Raw genomic sequence first — 20379 nt, forward strand, 5'->3', positions numbered from 1 at the left:
CGAGCATAGATGAATTTAGAAACAATTATTGGTTTAGAGGTTCACGTTGAGTTAAAAACAAATTCGAAAATTTTCTCTGCGAGTCCAACAGAATTCGGAGCGGAGCCAAATACACAAACAAGTGTAATTGACTTAGGATACCCAGGGGTACTTCCTACTTTAAATAAAGAAGCAGTTAACTTTGCAATGAAAGCTGCAATGGCATTAAACTGTGAAATCGCAACGGAAACGAAGTTTGACCGTAAAAACTATTTCTATCCAGATAACCCGAAAGCTTACCAAATCTCTCAATTTGATAAGCCAATTGGTGAAAATGGTTGGATTGAAATCGAAGTAGACGGTAAAAAGAAACGTATCGGTATTACACGTCTTCATTTAGAAGAAGATGCTGGTAAATCAACGCATACAGCTGATGGTTCATTAGTAGACTACAACCGTCAAGGTATGCCTTTAATCGAGATCGTATCTGAGCCAGATATGCGTACGCCAGAAGAAGCATATGCATACTTAGAGAAGTTAAAATCAATTATTCAATACACTGGTGTATCTGATTGTAAGATGGAAGAAGGTTCCTTGCGTTGTGATGCGAACATTTCTCTTCGTCCAGTTGGACAAGAAAAGTTCGGTACAAAAGCGGAACTGAAAAACTTAAACTCATTCACTTACGTACAAAAAGGTCTTGAGCATGAGCAAGTGCGCCAAGAAAAAGAATTGTTATCTGGTGGCATCATCCAACAAGAAACACGTCGTTATGATGAAGCAACGAAGAAAACAATCTTAATGCGTGTGAAAGAAGGATCTGACGATTACCGTTACTTCCCAGAGCCAGACTTAGTTGAACTTTACATCGATGATGAGTGGAAAGAAGCAGTTCGAGCTTCTATTCCAGAACTTCCAGATGCACGTAAAGCTCGCTACGTTGCAGAACTAGGCTTACCAGCTTATGATGCACACGTGTTAACATTAACGAAAGAGATGTCTGATTTCTTTGAAGCAACTGTTGCAGACGGTGCTGATGCGAAATTAACATCGAACTGGTTAATGGGTGAAGTACTTGCATACTTAAACAAACAACAAAAAGAATTAAAAGACGTTGCATTAACGCCTGCTGGTTTATCTAAAATGGTTCAATTAATTGAAAAAGGTACAATTTCTTCTAAAATCGCGAAGAAAGTATTTAATGAATTAATTGAAAAAGGTGGAGACCCAGAAGAAATCGTAAAAGCGAAAGGTCTTGTTCAAATTTCTGACGAGGGTACACTTCGTAAAGTTGTAACAGAAATTCTTGATAATAATGAGCAATCTATCGAAGACTTTAAAAACGGTAAAGACCGTGCAATTGGCTTCTTAGTTGGTCAAATTATGAAAGCTACAAAAGGACAAGCAAATCCACCGCTTGTTAACAAAATCTTACTTGAAGAGATTAATAAGCGATAATAGTAGTGACTTTTAAAGATTAAGCAGAAAAACACCCGTACATGGGTGTTTTTCTAGGTTAATCAAACGTTTGTTTAAATGAGACAAAATCGTTTAAACAAACGTTTGATTAACTGTCAAAAGTGGAAAAATGTTTGTATAGCAACTATGGTATGATAGTTGCAAAAAGGTGGGAATAATGATAAATCTAAACATAGAGGTTTTTTTCATCTCATGAAATAATAGATAGTTATTATTCGTTATATGTAAATTTTTATGGAAGAATGGATAGAAATAAAGTGAAACTTTAATCAGTAGGAGGTTCATCCAACACTGATTATTAGCCCTCACCAATCGGGCATTTACTGCCTGCAAATAGCGGGATAAATTTTTGGGTCAAATAAAAAAACCATTGAAATGAATATTTACTTTTGATGGACTACACGAATCGGGTTCTTACTGCCTGTTTGAGCGGGATAAAAGAAGGATAGCAAGATGAGAGGAGGTAGGCATGGGAATACTGAATAGAAGTTCAGTATGTTCTTTTTCGATACATAAAGAAATTTCCTGTGCTAATAAATGATGAAGCGAGCAAGAATTATTTATAATCCTACTTCTGGGCGTGAGCTATTTAAGAAGAGCTTACCAGAAGTATTACAAAAATTAGAACAAGCTGGCTATGAGACATCTTGTCATGCGACAACGGGTCCTGGAGACGCTACTGTGGCGGCGAGGCAAGCTGCGGATCGTAAGTTTGATGTTGTTATTGCGGCTGGTGGCGACGGTACGTTAAATGAAGTAGTAAACGGTTTAGTTGGGCATGAATTCCGTCCGAAATTTGGAATTATTCCAGTTGGAACGACAAATGACTTTGCACGTGCGATTGGTGTACCTCGTTCTATTGAAGAGGCAGCAGATATTATTTGCGAAGGAAAAACAGTGCCATTAGACCTTGGTAGAGCGAACGATACATATTTTATTAACATCGCTGGTGGCGGTCGTATTACAGAATTAACATACGAGGTACCGAGTAAGTTAAAGACAGTATTAGGACAACTTGCTTATTACCTAAAAGGTATCGAGATGTTACCATCATTACATCCAACATATGTTGAAATTGAGTATGATGGAAAATTACTACAAGAAGAAATTACAATGTTTTTAATTACGAATACTCGTTCAGTAGGTGGATTTGAAAAGGTAGCACCGTATGCATCTATTAACGATGGGTTATTTGATCTATTAGTACTGAAAAAAGGTTCTATCGCTGATTTGATTAAAGCAGCAACACAAGCACAACGTGGTGAACATATTAACAATCCAAAAGTGTTATATACACAAGCGAACCGAATTAAAGTACATTCACCAGATAAACTAATGATTAATTTAGATGGTGAGTATGGTGGAGATGCACCGATGGAATTCGAAAATATATATCATTGTTTAGAACTATTTGTTCCTGAACATCAAGAGGATGCCCTGTAAAGGCATCCTTTTTTACTTTGTTAAAATGAATTGTAAATTGGGAGTTAGTTTGATTTTTATGGTATTTTTACAATTCTTTTATTTTACATCCATATTTTATTGATACACTGGAGGAGATAAGAAACGAGAGGTAGGATGCTATGGAGAAGGTAAAAGCAATACTATTTGATAAAGATGGGACATTAATGGATTTTCATTCAATATGGATAAAAGTAGCTGAAGAACTTGTAGCTGAATGTATAAGTTTATATCATTTACCAAGTACAATAGGGCAGACCTTATTAGAAGAGATTGGTGTAGAGGGAGCATTTGTTAATCCGAGGAGTGCAATAGCTGCTGGAACAAGCCTTGATGTAGCGAAGGGGCTTTGTAATTATATTGAGTCTGCTAGAGAAGAAGAGATGCATCATTGGGTAAGTGAGAAGTTATTTTCCCTTATGTATGAGTATCGTTCGCATATGAAAATGACAGCGGATTTACCGAAAGTGTTACAGGCATTAAAAGATAAAGGATTTATATTAGGGGTTGTCACGGCGGATGATTTTGCACCAACAGAATTATTTTTAAAACAATATAAGTTGGAGAACTTTTTTGATTATATTATAGCCTCGGATACATTCCCTGCGCAAAAACCAGATAAAAAGATTATAGAAGTGTTTTGTGAGAAATTTAATTTAGAATCATGTGAGGTTGCGGTTGTTGGAGATACGCCAACGGATTTACATTTAGCTAAAAATGGCGGTGATTGCTATGCAATTGGAGTCCTTTCTGGTACGGGGGATCGTCCAACATTAGAACCACTTGCTGATTTAGTGTTAGATTCTGTTGGGGAGTTTATTTCTCAATCGGGTGAGTTTTTCTGGGAGAAAGAAAAGTCTAATGTGTAAGGAAAATAAGTCTATAAAGACTCTTAATGAGTCTTTATAGACTTATTTTTTATGCCTGGATACAAAGAATATAGGATAAATGCTAGAAAAGAAAGTTGGCATATATTTTGCAATAAGAAGAGAAAACAATGTAAAGAAAAGGATGGGGTACGCAATGAATACAAAAAAATTTGCTAAAGTAAATGAACAAATTCCAGGACCGAAAGCGGCATCTTTATTGGAACGCCGTCAAAATATAGTACCAAAAGGAGTAAGTAACGGCATCCCAACGTTTGTACAATCTGCAAATGGTGCTCTTGTAACAGATGTTGATGGCAATCAGTACATTGATTTTGCAGGAGCAATCGGGACAATTAACGTAGGACATTGTCATCCAACGGTTAAAGAGGCGCTCCATAAACAAGTCGATCAATACATTCATACTGGATTTAATGTCATGATGTATGAGCCATATATTGAATTAGCGGAAAAGCTTGCGGCATTGGCACCAGGAAGTTTCGATAAGCAAGTCCTATTTTTAAATAGTGGTGCAGAAGCAGTTGAGAACGCGGTGAAAATCGCTCGTAAATATACGAAGAGACCTGGTATTATCGCATTTTCTAAAGGTTTCCACGGGCGTACATTAATGACAATGACGATGACAAGTAAAGTGAAGCCATATAAATTTGGGTTTGGTCCCTTTGCTCCAGAAGTATATAAAGCGCCATTTCCATACGAATACCGTCGCCCAGAGGGATTAACGGAAGAGCAGTATGATGATTTTATTATTGAAGAGTTTAAGAACTTCTTCATATCGGAAGTAGCACCAGAAACAATTGCAGCTGTTGTAATGGAACCTGTTCAAGGGGAAGGTGGATTTATCGTCCCAAGTAAGAAATTTGTTCAAGAAGTACGTCGCATTTGTTCAGAGAACGGCATCTTATTTGTAGCGGATGAAATACAAACAGGCTTTAGTCGTACAGGAAAATATTTTGCAATTGATCATTATGATGTCGTTCCAGATTTAATTACAGTGTCTAAATCATTAGGGGCTGGTGTACCGATAAGTGGTGTCATTGGACGTAAAGAAATTATGAATGAATCTGCACCAGGTGAACTCGGTGGAACGTATGCAGGAAGTCCATTAGGATGTGCGGCTGCCTTAGCTGTTCTCGATGTAATAGAAAATGAGAAATTAAATGATAGAGCGATAGAATTAGGAAAAGTCGTAATGAACCGATTCGAAGAGATGAAAAATAAATATCATTGCATTGGTGATGTGCGTGGGTTAGGAGCAATGTGTGCATTTGAGGTCGTTCAAGATCGTAAGACGAAAGCACCTGACAAAACGTTAACGGCTAATCTATGTGCAGAAGCAAATAAGCGCGGGTTACTGTTATTATCAGCAGGAACATATGGAAATGTTATCCGTGTGTTAATGCCTTTAGTTATTACAGATGATCAACTTGAAGAAGGTTTAACAATAATTGAAGAATCATTGCAAGCTTGTTATGAGCAAACGAACATCGCTCGCGTTTAAAAACGGAAGTATAAATAGCAAACATTCTAGCTGACTCTATATTAAATGCAGAAAATTCACTTTATAATAAAGGTAGTGAAGTGGATCGATGTATTTGAAGTTAGGGGTGGCTAGGATGGTTGCAGAAAAGGAACGAGTGTTAATGGATTTAAAAGATGTATTTGAATATGCGTTTGACGAAATTTTTGTTACAGATGAGCAAGGGATCGTTGTGCGTGTAAATAGTACATGTGAAAGGCACTACCAACTAGCTGCAGAAGAGTTAGTTGGTAAGCATGTAAAAGAACTACAAAAGGATGGAATCTTTTATCCATCAGCGACATTAGAAGTGATTGAAAAAAAGAGGCCAATTGAACTCGTTCAAACTACAAAATCAGGAGAGTATTTACACGTTCGTACAAGGCCTGTTTTTGATGATGAGGGAAATTTAAGAAGAGTGATTAGTTATTCTCGCGACCTTACTGAACTCTATCAATTACGTCAAAAGGTAGAGGAAATGGATAATCAGCTAAAAACATATAAAAAAGAATTAAGAGAAACATATGAGCATGAAGGACTTATTTTTAAAAGTCTAGCTATGCAAAAAATAGTCGATACAATCAAAAAAGTATCTGTAGTGGATAGTACTGTTCTCGTTTTAGGCGAGACTGGAGTAGGAAAAAGCCGATTAGTACGCCATTTACATGAAGTGAGTCACCGTAAGAATGAAAGTTTCTATGAAATTAATTGTGCGGCATTGCCAACTAATTTAATTGAATCGGAGCTCTTTGGATATTCAGGTGGATCTTTTACAGGTGCGAATCGTGAAGGGAAAAAGGGACTATTAGAATCCGTGCATAAAGGAACTCTTTTTTTAGATGAAATCGGTGAAATGCCGATTGAAATTCAAGCGAAGCTTTTGCAAGTATTGCAAGAAAAAACATTTCGTCCTATAGGCGGAAGAGAATTAAAAAAAGTAGATGTTCGAATTGTGGCGGCAACAAATAGAGATTTAAGCGAGATGGTGAAACAAGGAACATTTCGGAAAGATTTATACTATCGTTTGAATGTTATTCCAATTGCAATTCCCCCGCTTAGGGAGAGAACAGAAGATATTTTGCCGCTTATTTATCATTACTTGCAGCACTTTAATAAAAAGTACGGACGTGATGTGAAACTAGCGCCGAGTACGTTACAAATGTTTGTCGGATATCCGTGGGAAGGAAACAATAGAGAAATAGAGAATGTAATTGAGAGAATTGTTATTACTGTCGATGATGTTGTAACGGTAGAGGATTTGCCACTCTCTATGCAAGAGGCTGCAGTTGAACAATCAGGGCAAAGTCTTTATAAAATGCTGGAAGAGGTAGAGAGAAATATTATTCTTAAAGCGTATAAAACGTATGGATCAAGTTATAAAGTGGCTGAGTTTTTGCAAATTAGTCAATCTGCTGCTACTAGGAAAATTAAGAAGTTCATAGAGGAGGAAGAAAACATTGGATAAAAAGGCGACTTTCGTGAGTATAGATAAAAAGGCGATGTATATAAATGGTGAGTGGATTACACTACAAGAACAAATTGAAGTAAATAATCCTGCGACGAAGGAAATATTTGCAACTGTACCAAAAGGCGGAGTAACAGAGGCAAAGCAAGCTGTTGATGCTGCGCATGAAGCTTTTAAAACGTGGTCTAAGTTAACGGCAGCAGATCGTGCCACGAAGTTAAAAAAGTGGTTTACGCTTATTGATGAAAATAAAGAAGAGATCGCAGCGATTATGACGAAGGAACAAGGAAAGCCGTTTGCAGAAGCGCTTGGTGAAGTAAATTATGCAAACAGTTTTGTTGAATGGTATGCAGAAGAGGGGAAACGCGTATACGGTGAAATGATTCCTGCTTCTCATCCGAATAAGCGCATTTTAGTTATGAAGCAACCAGTTGGCGTTATGGCAGCTATTACACCTTGGAACTTCCCAGCTGCTATGATTACGAGAAAGGTAGCCCCAGCGCTTGCAGCAGGCTGTACAGCCGTTGTGAAACCGGCAAGTCAAACGCCATTAACTGCATTGAAATTAGCTGAATTAGCCCATGAAGCAGATATTCCAAAGGGCGTAATCAATATCGTAACAGGTAGTGCAAAAGCAATTGCTGATACATGGATGGAAGATGGTCGCGTTCGAAAAGTGTCCTTTACAGGGTCAACGGAAATCGGGAAAGAGTTAATGGCTAGTGCGGCGCAAACGATGAAAAAAGTTTCGCTTGAGTTAGGGGGACACGCTCCGTTTATCGTAATGAATGATGCAGATTTAGATAAAGCAGTAGAAGCGGTGATTGGTTCGAAATTCCGTAATGCAGGACAAACGTGTATATGTACAAACCGAGTATTCGTTCAAGAAGAAGTATACGAAGTATTTGTAGAGAAGTTCCAAAAGGCAGTAGGGCACTTGAAAGTAGGAGACGGTTTCGGTGACGGAACGACTGTCGGGCCACTTATTGATGAGAATGCAGTTTCAAAAGTACAAGAACATATTGAAGATGCTATTCAAAAAGGTGGAACAGTTTTATATGGTGGTCAAAAGGTCGCAGAGTTAGAGGGACATTTCATTCAACCGACTGTAATTGGGTTGGCAAATGATACGATGCTTTGTATGAATGAAGAAACATTTGGGCCAGTGGCACCAGTTGCGAAATTTAAAACAGTTGATGAAGTAATCGAACGTGCAAATAATACACCATACGGTTTAGCTGCGTATATTTTCACGAAAGACATTAGCCAAGCATTCCAAATTAGTGAAGCGTTAGAGTACGGTATTATCGGTCTAAACGATGGTCTTCCATCAGTTGCACAAGCACCATTCGGTGGATTTAAAGAAAGTGGTATCGGCCGTGAAGGAGGCCATTTCGGCATCGAGGAATATTTAGAAATTAAATATATTTCATTAGGACTATAAGTAGTATACTAGAATCTCTATAAGGTAACAGAGAAGGAGATTCTAGTATGGTATATTGGCTATTATTACTTGTTACAATTATTTTTGAAGTAGCTGGAACAATCGCAATGAAACTATCAAATGGTTTAACAAAGCTCGTTCCAAGTGTACTTATTTTCGTATTTTATGGAATTTGTTTCAGCGTATTTGCTATCGTCGTTAAAAAGATTCATTTAAGTATTGCTTATGCCATTTGGTCTGGCGTTGGAACGTTACTTATTACAATCATTAGTGTGTACTTTTTTAAAGAGCATATTAGCTTATTCCAAGCATTTTGTATTCTCTTTATTGTTTTGGGTGTCATTGGTCTTAAGGTTTCATCGGCATCATAAAAGGCTATCTTCCTGTGTGGAAGATAGCCTTTACTTTTATCCCGCTATTTTCCGGGCAGTAAGACCTCTACCTCAAAATTCAGCGAAAGCAAAGAAGTTAGGTGGGGGATCGGGCTGCCCGGAAAAGCCCAATTGGTGAGGGCTGATTAAAGTTTCACTTTATTAAAACGCCCAGTTACCTTTACGGAAGATAGGCTCATGTCTGCCATCAGCTGTAATACCATCGATATCAAGCTCAGCGGATCCAATCATGAAGTCGTTGTGTGTAATACTAGCGTTTGCGCCGTTTTCAGCAAGTTCTTCTTTAGACATTGTTTTTCCGCCAACTAAGTTAAATGCATAAGCATTTCCGATTGCAAGGTGGCAAGATGCATTTTCGTCAAATAGTGTATTGTAGAATAAAACATTTGTGTTTGAAATTGGTGAGTCATGAGGTACTAAAGCTACTTCTCCTAAGAAGTGAGAACCTTCATCTGTTTCTACTAAATGTTTTAAAGCTTCTTCACCAGCTTCAGCTTTATAGTCTACGATACGTCCGTTTTCAAATGTTAACGTGAAATTATCGATAATATTACCTGCAAATACTAACGGTTTTGTACTAGAAACTTGGCCGTTTACACCTGTTTTAAGTGGCATTGTAAATACTTCTTCAGTTGGAATATTAGCCATAAATGGTACGTTCTTTTCATTTAAGCTACCAGCACCAGCCCATACATGTTTTTCTGGAAGTTCGATTGTTAAATCTGTTCCAGGACCTGTATAGTGAAGAGCTTTATAATGCTTTTCGTTTAAGTAATCCACTTTTGTATGTAATGTTTCATCATGTTCTTTCCATGCTTCTACAGGATTTTCTAAATCAGCACGAGTAGCTTTGAAAATAGCATCCCATAACTTTGCTTCTTGTTCTTCTGGCGCTACGTCAGGGAATACTTTCGCAGCCCATTCTTTCGTAGGAACAGAAATTACACACCAGCTTACTTTATCGGCTTGTACGTAATCACGGTATACTTTCATCGCTTCTCCAGCTACTTTATGAGCTGTTGCGATACGTGTTGCTTCTACACCTTTTAATAAATCAGGGTTTTCTGCATAGATAGACATAAATGCAGCGCCTTCTTTTGCTAATTCTTCACGAGCATGTGCTTTCCAAGAAGGGAATTCAGAGAAAGCTTCTTCAGGAGCTAGATCGAACTTTAAGCGTGTTAACGTCTCATCATTCCAATCCACATATACGTGTTTTGCACCAGATTTATATGCTTTCTCTGTAACGAGGCGTACAAATTGTACAGCTTCAAGAGGTGCACTAATTGATAAAGTTTGTCCAGGTTGAATATTAACACCAACATTAACTGCAAGAGCAGCATATTTCTCTAACGTTTGTTCAAATGACATATGTATAATCTCCTTTAATTTGAAAGATTTCTTACTATATATAATACAAGAAAATTCTAAAAATATATATAAATATAAAGTAAAAAGAGAGCTCAAAATGTATTGAGCTCTTACATTTACTTAATTGAAGAAGCAAACTGCTCTACAGTCGTTGTATGGTGTATACGAACGCGCTTCATCTTTAACAATTCATCAGGTTCACCCTTCGTAATGAATTGCCCAGGCTTTGTCGTCGTCGCAAATTGATAATACTTCTTCGTTTCTGCAACAACCTTATCATCTACATGACCGAATGGATAAGCAATCGCGATAACAGGCTTACCTGTTATTTTTTCTAGCTTTTCTTTTGAACCTTTTAACTCTTCCTCATAGTTTGTAATTTTCGGCAAGTCTGCATGTGTTGCAGTATGAGATTGCACCGAGAAAATGCCGGAATCAACCATTTCTTTTATTTCAGAAGTAGACAATGCTCCTTCTACATCAACGTTATCAACAATCATATATTCTGTTGCTGCCGGTTTAAAAGTATCATCTTTTAGCTTTTGTAAAACGAGAAATGCATTCATATTATTTTTCATACCGTCATCAAATGTAACGAAAATCGGCTTATTTACTTTATTTATATCGCCCCAGCGTTCAAACGTTAACAGCGTATAACCATTGTCCTTTAAATGTTTCATTTGTGCTTCAAAGTTAGCTGGTGATACGAATAAGTCTTTAATACCTTGACCATGATAATCATCAATTGCGTGATACATAAGAACAGGAACCTTTTGTTCGAAAGTAATAGTAGATTTCGTAAGCGGGATTGTTTTCCCATCTTCTTTCATTCCTATTGCTTCAATTTGGAACTCACCGCGTTTTCCTCCAAATTCCTTTATATCAAAAGGAAGTGTGAATTGTTTCTCTTTTTCTTTAGAAGAAAAAAATTTAGCACTTTCCTTGCCATCAGCTGTGCGCCAAATTTTATATTGTACTTCATTTAAAGAATCTTTTATGTCTGTAATATGAATACTTGTGTTTGTAGATTCGTGTGTAACTGCATTATATGAGATTTTACCTTGTTCTTGCACAGTCTCTTCTTGTTTCTTAATCCCTTGAGCCGTTTTCTCTTTTTTAGGTTCTGGACTTACATTGTTAGTATTACAGCCTGCTAGAATGGCAGACGTACATAAAGCAATTGCTGCGTATTTTCTCATGAAAATCACCTTCTATTGTGTAGTATGTTGCATATTGACATTAAAATCCCCACCGCTATAAGAGTGGTGGGGATATACCCTTGTTCATCATATCATTTGAAGAAAATGAGGGGAATATGATTTTTAGGAGGCTATTAAGGTAATAGATTAGTGACTTTGAATAGATGTATTTTTTTGTTTCTTATTAGAATTAATAATAATATAACCGACTACAAAGATAAGAGGAATAACGAAGACATAGATAGGCATTCCCCATACATAATAGCTTTTCAGCGTTAAGACTAGTAAATGTAAGAAATCGAAAATTGCGTGGGCTTTCATAATATCCTCCAATGGTTTTTTGAAAATTATAACATTTTAAACTTGTTATTTGTATAATTTGGAAAGTGATTTAAGCTAATTTTAAAGTAAGAAGAAGACTTATTAATATGCAATTTCGCATACAGATATGGATTTTATTAAAATATAAAGATTTTATACTATAATAAAAACCGCTATAAAACTAAGTAAGAATAATGTATGGAGTGGAGAATAGAAATGAAATATAAAAAAATAATATATATCTTTTTCATTTCACTATTTATAGTTGGTTGCCAAAGTGAAGTGAGTAAAGCGAATAGTGTGGAAGAGTATATTCCATCGCATCTTATGAATGCGGAAGTGACGGCGGATATCATGACACTAGAGATGGATCGTGATACACGTAAAAAAGTAGAGGTTATTACTAAAAAGATGAGTGATCATGTGAAGAATGATAAAGAGTGGTACGTAAACTACATATCAGGGCATATAGATAAACAGGTGAAGCCGTATCATCCTAACTTTGGTATTACAGAAGAAGAATATAACTTTTTTAGAAACGCCGTTGAGAATAGTAGTTTATCTAATACAAGTGATGGAAAACTTCAATTTAAGCAAAAAAGTAACCATGAAATTGAAATTGTTTCAAGTAGAAACCTAGAACTATTCCAGCATCTAGTAATTGATACAGAGAAGAATATAATAAAAACTTCTTTTGGAGAATGTCAGTATGTTGGAGAAATAAAGCCATCTTCAGAAAAAAGAATATTAGGTCGAGTAAATGGAAAACAATGGATGTTACAAAAAGAAAATTTAATCTATTTATTCTCTTTAGGAAAGCTTGAAGGAGAAGATAAATCTGTTATGGTTATTTCAGTAAAAGGCATACACGAAGGAAAACTTATTAGTAACGAGGAAGTAGTCGAATTCCGTTCGATTTCATAAAGAATCAAAAAAATCACCTTACTCGTTAAAGTAAGGTGATTTTTTATTAAATAAACAATCCAGCGATTGTCGCAGATAAAATAGAAGCAAGTGTTGATGCAAATAGCATTTTCCAACCAAATTTAGAAACAACGCTTCCTTGTTTTTCAGAAAGGGCACGGATTGTACCAACGATTGCACCAATTTGGCTAATACTTGCGAAGCTAATTAAGAATACTGTAACGATTCCAACTGTACGTGGAGCTAATGTTGTAGCTGTGTCTTTTAAATCAAGGATTGCTACAAACTCATTTAAAACAATCTTCGTACCCATAATACCACCAGCTGGGATAATATCTTGAGTTGGAATACCCATTAAGAATGCGAATGGAGAAAGTACGTAACCGAAGATTTGTTGTAAAGTAACAGCATGTCCCATTGCGCCTGAAGCTGCACTAATTACGTAGTTTACAACTTCCATCACACCGATAAAGGCGATCATTAATGCGGCAACGATACCAGCGACTTTTAAACCATCAAGCGCACCGTTAATCATTGCGCCGATAAAGCTGTCTCCGAATAGAGTTCTATCAAATTTCTGAATCACTTCATCTTCTTTTTTCGTATCAACTGGTGTTAATAACGAACAAACGATTAAGCTTGAGAACAAATTTAGCGGAAGAGCTGCTAGCACGTATTTTGCATCTAACATCATTACGTATGATGCTGTAACAGAAGCAGAAACGGAGCTCATCGCAGAACAACAAATGATAAACATACGGTTTTTATTGAAATGCTGTAAATCGTTTTTAATAACGATTAACGCTTCACTTGAACCGAAGAATACAGAGTTTACTGCGTGGAATGACTCAACGCGTGGTAAACCAGTAATTTTTGAAATAGCACCGCCGACAACGCGAACGATGAATGGTAAAACACCTAAATAACTAAAGATTGAAAGTAGTGCTGAGAAAAATACGATAATTAATAATACGTTTAAGAAAAAGACAAAATCTCTGTGAATTCCATTAAAGAGAAAATCGACACCTGTCGTACCAAGTTTAATTAGTTTGTTGAAAACTTTACTAATGAAAATAATGATTTGTTGACCAATCTTTGTAGCAAACATAAACCAACCGATTAAAATTTGGAAACCAATCATAATTGCAATTGCACGGAAGTTGATTTTACTTTTGTTGTTTGACAAAGCAAAACATAAACCTAACACGGCAAGAATACCGATAATGCTCATTACATATTGCATGTAGTTGCCCCTTTCAGAAGTTCGTATAAAGTTTGTACATAAAACGCTCGTTATATTACTAAAAATAAAAGAACGAGGTTTTATGTCATACGTAAGATGTCTGACCTTTTAGAAAAATAAAAATAAAAAAAGACCCATATGGATTCACTTTCATCTATGAGAGAAAGCTAATCAATATGAGTCCTTTTTTGCGCATAGGCTAATATTCATTAGTTTTCCCCATAGTCCAGCAATTTAAGGTTGCCGGGTAGAAACTCTCGATCCATATTATCAAGTATATATGAGGTAACATCGTCCGTATTAAATTAGTAGTAGCGTAACATTAACAGAGAAGTATCGTCAATAGCTTTTTTTCTTCCAATAGAAAAAGACCATATAAGTATGATAAAATGTAACGCAGTGTTATGAAAAAGAGAGGTCGGAAAATGAGTACTAAAATGACGCCACCAGTTGAGAAAAACGAGTTTATAGATGTAGTATTTGAAGATTTAACACATGATGGTGCCGGTGTTGCGAAAGTAAAGGGCTATCCTATTTTCGTTAAAAACGGATTACCAGGTGAAGAAGCACAAATTAAAATTATTAAAGTGAAGAAAAACTTCGCATTTGGTCGTTTAATGAAGCTTCATACAGAAAGTCCATATCGTAAAGATGCTGAATGCCCAGTATATAATCAGTGCGGCGGTTGTCAGCTTCAGCACTTAACTTATGAAGGACAATTACAAGCGAAAGAAAAACAAGTACGTGACGTTATGCAGCGTATCGGAGGACTAGCTGATGTTCCTGTTCATCCTGTACTTGGCATGAAGAATCCGTGGGTATACCGTAATAAAGCACAAGTACCAATCGGAGAACGTGAAGGCGGACTTGTAGCTGGTTTTTATCGCCAAGGAACGCATGACATCATTAATATGGAATCATGCTTAATTCAGGCAGAAGAAAACGATACATTAATCCAAGAAGTAAAACGTATTTGTGAAAAGCACGGTATCACTGCGTACAACGAAGAGCGTAACAAAGGAACACTTCGTCACGTAATGGCTCGTTACGGACAAGTAACAGGGGAAATTATGCTTGTCTTCATTACGCGTACAGCAGAATTGCCGAACAAAAACGCAATCATTGAAGAAATTGCAGCGAAATTCCCAGAAGTAAAATCAATTGTTCAAAACGTAAATACGAAGCGTACAAACGTAATTTTCGGAGACAAAACGACAGTACTATACGGATCAGAATATATTTATGACTTTATCGGTGACATTAAATTTGCGATTTCAGCACGTTCATTCTATCAAGTAAACCCAGAACAAACGAAAGTGCTATACGATAAAACGTTAGAATACGCAAAATTAAATGGTAACGAAACAGTAATCGATGCCTATTGCGGAATCGGATCAATCTCGTTATTCCTAGCGCAAAAAGCGAAAAAAGTGTACGGCGTTGAAATCGTCCCAGAAGCAATTGAAGACGCAAACCGAAACGCAGCACTAAACAACATGACAAACGCTGAATTTGGCGTAGGAGAAGCAGAAGTAGTCATTCCAAAATGGTACAAAGAAGGCGTAATCGCCGACACAATGGTCGTAGACCCACCGCGTAAAGGCTGTGATGAAGCATTACTAAACACAATCATCGACATGAAGCCAAACCGCGTCGTATACGTATCGTGTAACCCAGCAACATTAGCACGTGATTTAAAAGTACTAGAAGAAGGCGGATATAAAACACAGGAAGTACAACCTGTTGATATGTTCCCGCATACGACGCATGTGGAGTGTGTGGCTTGGCTTAAGTTAGTATAATAGGAAAGCAGTTGATATAGAAAAAATCTATACCACCTGCTTTTTGGTTTACAAAAATACCATTCATAAGCGATTTTAGTTAAAATAAATATTGCTGATTTTCACAAATTATAAATTTAGATTTTGAAATTGTATTCATAGTGAGAGGATTTGAATTTGAAATGATAGATAATTTTTGGCGTGAATTACCACGACCATTTTTCGTACTTGCACCAATGGAAGATGTGACAGACGTTGTTTTCCGTCACGTAGTAAGTGAAGCTGGTCGTCCGGACGTATTCTTCACAGAGTTTACAAACTCGGATAGCTATTGCCATCCAGAAGGTATGAAAAGTGTACGTGGCCGTTTAATTTTTACAGAAGATGAACAACCGATGGTAGCACATATTTGGGGAGACAATCCCGAATACTTCCGTCAAATGAGTATCGGTATGGCAGAACTAGGATTTAAAGGCATCGATATTAATATGGGTTGCCCAGTACCGAATGTAGCATCAAGAGGGAAAGGTAGTGGCCTTATTCTACGTCCAGACGTTGCAGCAGAACTTATTCAAGCAGCAAAAGCGGGCGGACTACCTGTCAGCGTAAAAACAAGACTTGGCTTTAAAGAGTTAAGCGAGTGGGAAGATTGGTTAACGCACATCTTCAAACAAGATATTGCGAACCTTTCTATTCATTTACGCACAAGAGAAGAAATGAGCCAAGTAGATGCGCACTGGGAACTAATTCCGGAAATAAAAAAATTACGTGACCGTATTGCGCCAAATACGTTAATAACAATCAATGGAGACATCCTTGATCGTAAAATGGGGCTGGAACTTGCTGAAAAATACGGCATTGATGGCGTAATGATCGGAAGAGGCATCTTCAAAAATCCATTTGCGTTTGAAACAGAGCCAAGAGAGCATAGCAGTAAAGAACATCTAGATCTTTTAAGACTACAACTTGATCTTCAAGATCAATATGCAGAAGTACTGCCACGCTCAATCACAGGGCTTCACCGCTTCTTCAAAATTTATGTAAAAGGCTTCCCTGGAGCTGCTGAATTGAGAAATCAATTGATGAGTACGAAATCGACTGATGAGGTGCGTGCTTTGTTGGATAAGTTTGAGGATAGTGTTGGTGTGGCTCAGGATAGTGAGACGGTTTAACTTTTAAGCAGTTAAATCATTTCATGTATGACATGAGTGAGTTGAAAATAAGCGTAGAGCTGGAAAAGAACAGTGTATTTGAGAAATCAAAGCACTGTTTTTTTCTTTTAGTTAATGTTAAGAGAGAAATCTTTTTATAGGCATATAAAAAACACGTAAGAGCTGTGTAGATACAATGATAGAGAAAAGTTCGGGTAAGACTATAAAACATATCTTTAAAATGTTAAAGTATTAATTTAGCGGATAATAACTAAAAGGTTAGATTAAACATGATAATTTAAAGCACGTTATAGGATAAACTTTAACTGCTGAATAAATAATCAACATTTCAGGAGGAAACCCAATGGCAATGAGCAACAACGATATATTAAAAAGAGTACGATACGCTTTAGACATAAGAGATATAGATATGGTAGAAATCTTTAAACTTGGCGGGATGGAAGTAACGAAAGAAGACGTAGTTGATATGCTTACAAAAATAAAGAGGGCTCCTCAGCATGAAGCTGAAAATGATGAGGTAGCTGAAGATGAGTACGTATTAACATGCGATATGATGATGTTAGAGGCATTTTTAAATGGATTTATTACTTTAAAAAGAGGAAAGCAAGATCCGAAACCAGGGCAGCCTGCACCTGTACAGAGCAAGGAGAGTGCCAATAACCTTCTTCTAAAGAAAATGAAAATCGCACTATCTTTAACGAGTGAGGATGTACTTGATATATTAGATAGCGTAGGCGTTACGGTAACAAAAGGAGAGTTAGGCGCTCTATTAAGAAAAAAAGGTCATAAAAATTACAAAGAGTGCGGCGATAGATACGCAAGGAATTTCATTAAGGGATTAGGTGTAAAGTATAGAGGGTGATAAGCTTGCTAAAGCAGTAAATGATATAATAGGTAGAGTAGGACGTTCGTATCCTACTCTTTTTTATTTGTAAAAATACTATGCTAGGTGATGAAATGGTACATACATATTTAGGTGAGACAATTAATTTTCATATAACTTATAAGAAGAAAAAGTCCGTGCGTCTTTTTGTGGATTCGTATGGAAATGTGGAAGTGCAGGCTCCGAAAGGAACACCTGTTGAATACTTAGTCCAGTTGCTAGAGGAGAAGTGGGATTGGATTCAGACAACACGTAAGGAAATGGCGGAGCGAGCGCATGGACCACAGGAAAAGGATTATGATCAAGGAGAGGGCTTTTTGTATTTAGGGAATACGTATCCGATACAGATTTCCCAAGATGCAAGCATTGAGCAAGACAATGCGATTTTTGAAGGGGATAAGTTACATATTTATGTAAAAGAGCTAAAGGATGAGAAAATACAGCAAGCTTTAAAACGATTTTACTATAAGCAGTGTAAGTCATTAGTAGAGAAGAGTATTAAAGCGCATCAAAGTAACTTTAAAACAAAACCACGTTCTATTCGTATTACAGATAGTAGTCGTACTTGGGGTACTTGCGATTCGAATTTACAACTAACATTCAATTGGAAGCTAGCAATGGCACCACAGCGAGTAATTGACTATGTAGTTGTTCATGAAATGTGTCATATGGTTCATTTAAATCATGATCGATCTTTTTGGCGTCTTGTCGGGAAGATAATGCCTGATTATAAAGAAATGGAGAATTGGTTAGCGTTATCTAGTTGGAAGATGACGGTTTAGGAAGGGATATCGATTTTTGTCTGTAAATCGATATTTCTTGTCGAATCGTTGATATATTGTGAGTTTTGATAGATATATTTTAAAAATCGTTGATATATTGTAAGTTATGATAGATATATTCGAAAAATCGTTGATATAATTTCATTTACTACAGGATTGTTCAACAAATCGAAAAGAGAAGAGGTCACAGCAGACATCTCCTCTTTTCGAGTATATAGATTATCGCCCAAACTTCACAATGAAAGTATCTGCTGTTTTCTCCATCTCATACCCGAGATACCCCTCCGAAAGCAAAGCCTGCTGTCCACTAGCATCACTCATTAGAATACTTTGAATATCCGTCCAATCGCTTTCTTTATCTCCGCGCAATTTCTTCACAAAAACATACCGCAGACTACCACCATACTTCTCCTTTAGTGCAGCAATCGCCATCCCTTGCGCAAACTTATCCTTCAAACTCGGGATGTTAAAAGGAGCAACGGTGCAGCATACATAATCATATTTGCTATCTTCTTTTTGTAATTCGTCCATGATGACGTTTGCTAATATTTTTTGCATCCCATTTCCTCGGCAGTTCGGATGAACGTTTGAGATTTCTTGATAGATAACGCGGTGTAGTTCACTTTCTGGCAAACCAATATCGAGCCCTAAATGTTCATCATCGATAGGAGGGACGAGTAGAGCGCGAAATGCGATGAGTTCGTTTTCGATAAAAGCACCGATCATCATGCCGTTTCCTTCTAGAATGTATTGAAATTCTTCTAACGATAGTGGTTGTAAACGACTTTTATCTTCTAGTGCTTCAACTACAATGTTTTGTAGTGATAAAATTTGTTCGATGTGCTCTAGTGATAGTAATGTAACGTGAAATGGATTGTTATTTTGTTTTAATGTTCCTTCGTATAGAACCGCCATATGATAGTCCTCCTTTAGCTTACAACGTCTTGAAAGACGGTGAGTTCTTGTAATGTATCTTCGTTTATTTCAATGCCGAGTCCAGGCTTTTCGTTTAAGCGAATGAATGGTACGTCGTAATGTAAGTTTCCGATGTCTTTTGTGAATTTTAATGGCCCTGTTAGCTCTACGCTCGTAATGATTTTCTTTGAGAAAGCGACATGGAATCCTGCGGAAGAGGCAACAGATGATTCGACCATTGATCCCACTTGGCATTCAATGCCTGCCATTTCTGCTTGATGAGCGAGCTTTACAGCTGGATATATGCCGCCGCATTTCATTAGTTTTATATTTACTTTATCAGCAGCTTCTAATTTAATAATTTGGCGCATTTCACGAGAACTTTTTAATCCTTCATCAATCATAAGCGGGAGGTCTGTTTTAGAACGAATATGAGCCATGGCATCAATATCGTCCGCGATAACAGGTTGTTCAATCCAGTCAATGTTTAAATGTCCTAATGAACGTAGTGCTGTTAATGTGTTTGCGCTATTTTTCCAGCCTTGGTTTACATCAACGCGAATAGCGATGTCATTTCCTACACGTTCTCGTACAGCTTCAATACGTTTTACATCTTCTTTTACATTTGTACCAACTTTCATTTTGAAAGATTGGTAACCTTTTTGAATCATAGAAGCAGCTTCTTCAGCCATGTTTTCTGGATCGGCAATACTTAAAACGTGAGTGACAGGGAATTCTTCATGGTAGCGCCCGCCAATTAATTGATATACAGGTTGATTTAGTTTTTTGCCCATTATATCAAAACAAGCAATATCAATTGCGGCTTTCGCTGTTGGAACACCGTAAATTGTATTGTCCATCATGTCGTGTATTTTTTCGATATTCATTGGATTTTGCCCGATTAGAGCAGGGGTTAGCGTATGTTTTAAAGTATGGAAAGTACTTTCCCATGATTCACCTGTGACGTGATCATCAGCAACGCCTTCACCGTAACCGATAATACCTTCATCCGTTTCCATTTTGACGATAATAGAGGGCATATCAGAATAAGAGCCATAACTAATAACAAACGGATTGCGAAGCGGTAAACGAATTGAGTAAAGATGAATAGCTGTAATTTTCATTGAATAGAAACCCCTTCCTGTTTACAATAGTTTTATAC

18 protein-coding genes and 1 riboswitch are annotated in these 20379 nt (G+C 36.9%); of the genes, 12 read left to right on the plus strand and 6 right to left on the minus strand.

Translation table 11 applies throughout. The annotated features are described in order from the left end of the window. Positions 1-9: 9 nt before the first annotated feature. The 7 genes from gatB (at position 10) to ACS2FK_RS24600 (ending at position 8605) form a co-directional block, all read left to right on the plus strand. Positions 10-1437 (plus strand): Asp-tRNA(Asn)/Glu-tRNA(Gln) amidotransferase subunit GatB, encoded by a 1428-nt coding sequence (gene gatB, locus ACS2FK_RS24570; RefSeq protein WP_001047685.1) that lies wholly within the window; start codon positions 10-12, stop codon positions 1435-1437. A 558-nt stretch (positions 1438-1995) separates the two neighbouring features. Further along, positions 1996-2901 carry a diacylglycerol kinase gene (locus tag ACS2FK_RS24575; protein WP_000977679.1) on the plus strand — a complete coding sequence of 302 codons (906 nt, stop codon included), beginning with the start codon at positions 1996-1998 and terminating at the stop codon, positions 2899-2901. 140 nt (positions 2902-3041) lie between these two features. After that, positions 3042-3788, plus strand: coding sequence for an HAD family hydrolase (locus ACS2FK_RS24580; RefSeq protein ID WP_000416662.1), 747 nt, complete (start codon positions 3042-3044; stop codon positions 3786-3788). Positions 3789-3942: 154 nt separating this feature from the next. Next, complete coding sequence (gene gabT / locus ACS2FK_RS24585) at positions 3943-5307, plus strand: 4-aminobutyrate--2-oxoglutarate transaminase (RefSeq protein WP_063546281.1); 1365 nt, start codon at positions 3943-3945, stop codon at positions 5305-5307. Between the two features lie 115 nt (positions 5308-5422). After that, complete coding sequence (locus ACS2FK_RS24590) at positions 5423-6790, plus strand: sigma-54 interaction domain-containing protein (protein WP_063546283.1); 1368 nt, start codon at positions 5423-5425, stop codon at positions 6788-6790. Continuing rightward, the gene (gene gabD, locus ACS2FK_RS24595; RefSeq protein WP_063546285.1) at positions 6783-8234 is read left to right on the plus strand and encodes an NADP-dependent succinate-semialdehyde dehydrogenase; all 1452 of its coding nucleotides are present in this window, start codon (positions 6783-6785) and stop codon (positions 8232-8234) included. Before ACS2FK_RS24590 ends, gabD begins: the two co-directional genes overlap by 8 nt. Before the next feature lie 47 nt (positions 8235-8281). Further along, positions 8282-8605: a DMT family transporter gene (locus ACS2FK_RS24600; protein WP_000263262.1), complete on the plus strand. Its 324-nt coding sequence runs from the start codon at positions 8282-8284 to the stop codon at positions 8603-8605. A gap of 162 nt (positions 8606-8767) precedes the next feature. On the opposite strand, the gene ACS2FK_RS24605 is transcribed toward ACS2FK_RS24600, so the two are convergent. From ACS2FK_RS24605 to ACS2FK_RS24615, 3 genes are all read right to left on the minus strand, one after another. Next, entirely contained in the window at positions 8768-9997 is a 1230-nt protein-coding gene (locus tag ACS2FK_RS24605; protein ID WP_000007372.1) for an aminopeptidase, read from the minus strand. Positions 9998-10113: 116 nt separating this feature from the next. Beyond that, positions 10114-11196, minus strand: coding sequence for a polysaccharide deacetylase family protein (locus ACS2FK_RS24610; RefSeq protein ID WP_063546287.1), 1083 nt, complete (start codon positions 11194-11196; stop codon positions 10114-10116). Positions 11197-11343: 147 nt separating this feature from the next. Continuing rightward, complete coding sequence (locus ACS2FK_RS24615) at positions 11344-11517, minus strand: hypothetical protein (RefSeq protein WP_000643594.1); 174 nt, start codon at positions 11515-11517, stop codon at positions 11344-11346. Positions 11518-11733: 216 nt separating this feature from the next. Between ACS2FK_RS24615 and ACS2FK_RS24620 the strand changes: the two genes are divergently transcribed. Continuing rightward, positions 11734-12441 (plus strand): hypothetical protein, encoded by a 708-nt coding sequence (locus ACS2FK_RS24620; RefSeq protein WP_000875605.1) that lies wholly within the window; start codon positions 11734-11736, stop codon positions 12439-12441. 46 nt (positions 12442-12487) lie between these two features. Here the strand turns inward: ACS2FK_RS24620 and ACS2FK_RS24625 are convergent, their stop codons facing one another. Beyond that, a complete protein-coding gene (locus tag ACS2FK_RS24625) occupies positions 12488-13684 on the minus strand; it encodes a NupC/NupG family nucleoside CNT transporter (RefSeq protein ID WP_001200491.1) in 1197 nt (398 codons plus the stop codon). A 202-nt stretch (positions 13685-13886) separates the two neighbouring features. Next, positions 13887-13988: riboswitch (purine riboswitch) on the minus strand. A gap of 121 nt (positions 13989-14109) precedes the next feature. Here ACS2FK_RS24625 and rlmD point away from each other — a divergent pair. From rlmD to ACS2FK_RS24645, 4 genes are all read left to right on the plus strand, one after another. Beyond that, positions 14110-15486, plus strand: coding sequence for a 23S rRNA (uracil(1939)-C(5))-methyltransferase RlmD (gene rlmD / locus ACS2FK_RS24630; RefSeq protein ID WP_063546289.1), 1377 nt, complete (start codon positions 14110-14112; stop codon positions 15484-15486). Positions 15487-15647: 161 nt separating this feature from the next. Next, positions 15648-16637, plus strand: coding sequence for a tRNA dihydrouridine synthase (locus ACS2FK_RS24635; protein ID WP_063546291.1), 990 nt, complete (start codon positions 15648-15650; stop codon positions 16635-16637). Between the two features lie 343 nt (positions 16638-16980). Beyond that, entirely contained in the window at positions 16981-17499 is a 519-nt protein-coding gene (locus tag ACS2FK_RS24640) for a DUF1456 family protein (RefSeq protein WP_001251731.1), read from the plus strand. Between the two features lie 95 nt (positions 17500-17594). Continuing rightward, positions 17595-18302, plus strand: coding sequence for a M48 family metallopeptidase (locus ACS2FK_RS24645; RefSeq protein ID WP_000233754.1), 708 nt, complete (start codon positions 17595-17597; stop codon positions 18300-18302). A 219-nt stretch (positions 18303-18521) separates the two neighbouring features. Here ACS2FK_RS24645 and ACS2FK_RS24650 read toward each other — a convergent pair whose 3' ends face one another. After that, positions 18522-19217, minus strand: coding sequence for a hypothetical protein (locus ACS2FK_RS24650; protein ID WP_000279914.1), 696 nt, complete (start codon positions 19215-19217; stop codon positions 18522-18524). A gap of 14 nt (positions 19218-19231) precedes the next feature. Continuing rightward, positions 19232-20341 carry a mandelate racemase/muconate lactonizing enzyme family protein gene (locus ACS2FK_RS24655; RefSeq protein WP_063546293.1) on the minus strand — a complete coding sequence of 370 codons (1110 nt, stop codon included), beginning with the start codon at positions 20339-20341 and terminating at the stop codon, positions 19232-19234. Positions 20342-20379: the final 38 nt, after the last annotated feature.

Origin of the sequence: Bacillus cereus group sp. BceL220 (genome assembly GCF_051776965.1) — a bacterium.
Lineage (GTDB): Bacteria > Bacillota > Bacilli > Bacillales > Bacillaceae_G > Bacillus_A > Bacillus_A cereus.

Bases quoted from the DNA above. Each gene is read 5' to 3' on its own strand.
- gatB (WP_001047685.1), top strand. From the start codon at position 10: ATGAATTTAGAAACAATTATTGGTTTAGAGGTTCACGTTGAGTTAAAA.
- ACS2FK_RS24575 (WP_000977679.1), top strand. From the start codon at position 1,996: ATGATGAAGCGAGCAAGAATTATTTATAATCCTACTTCTGGGCGTGAG.
- ACS2FK_RS24580 (WP_000416662.1), top strand. From the start codon at position 3,042: ATGGAGAAGGTAAAAGCAATACTATTTGATAAAGATGGGACATTAATG.
- gabT (WP_063546281.1), top strand. From the start codon at position 3,943: ATGAATACAAAAAAATTTGCTAAAGTAAATGAACAAATTCCAGGACCG.
- ACS2FK_RS24590 (WP_063546283.1), top strand. From the start codon at position 5,423: ATGGTTGCAGAAAAGGAACGAGTGTTAATGGATTTAAAAGATGTATTT.
- ACS2FK_RS24600 (WP_000263262.1), top strand. From the start codon at position 8,282: ATGGTATATTGGCTATTATTACTTGTTACAATTATTTTTGAAGTAGCT.
- ACS2FK_RS24605 (WP_000007372.1), bottom strand. From the start codon at position 9,997: ATGTCATTTGAACAAACGTTAGAGAAATATGCTGCTCTTGCAGTTAAT.
- ACS2FK_RS24610 (WP_063546287.1), bottom strand. From the start codon at position 11,196: ATGAGAAAATACGCAGCAATTGCTTTATGTACGTCTGCCATTCTAGCA.
- ACS2FK_RS24615 (WP_000643594.1), bottom strand. From the start codon at position 11,517: ATGAAAGCCCACGCAATTTTCGATTTCTTACATTTACTAGTCTTAACG.
- ACS2FK_RS24620 (WP_000875605.1), top strand. From the start codon at position 11,734: ATGAAATATAAAAAAATAATATATATCTTTTTCATTTCACTATTTATA.
- ACS2FK_RS24625 (WP_001200491.1), bottom strand. From the start codon at position 13,684: ATGCAATATGTAATGAGCATTATCGGTATTCTTGCCGTGTTAGGTTTA.
- rlmD (WP_063546289.1), top strand. From the start codon at position 14,110: ATGAGTACTAAAATGACGCCACCAGTTGAGAAAAACGAGTTTATAGAT.
- ACS2FK_RS24635 (WP_063546291.1), top strand. From the start codon at position 15,648: ATGATAGATAATTTTTGGCGTGAATTACCACGACCATTTTTCGTACTT.
- ACS2FK_RS24640 (WP_001251731.1), top strand. From the start codon at position 16,981: ATGGCAATGAGCAACAACGATATATTAAAAAGAGTACGATACGCTTTA.
- ACS2FK_RS24645 (WP_000233754.1), top strand. From the start codon at position 17,595: ATGGTACATACATATTTAGGTGAGACAATTAATTTTCATATAACTTAT.
- ACS2FK_RS24650 (WP_000279914.1), bottom strand. From the start codon at position 19,217: ATGGCGGTTCTATACGAAGGAACATTAAAACAAAATAACAATCCATTT.
- ACS2FK_RS24655 (WP_063546293.1), bottom strand. From the start codon at position 20,341: ATGAAAATTACAGCTATTCATCTTTACTCAATTCGTTTACCGCTTCGC.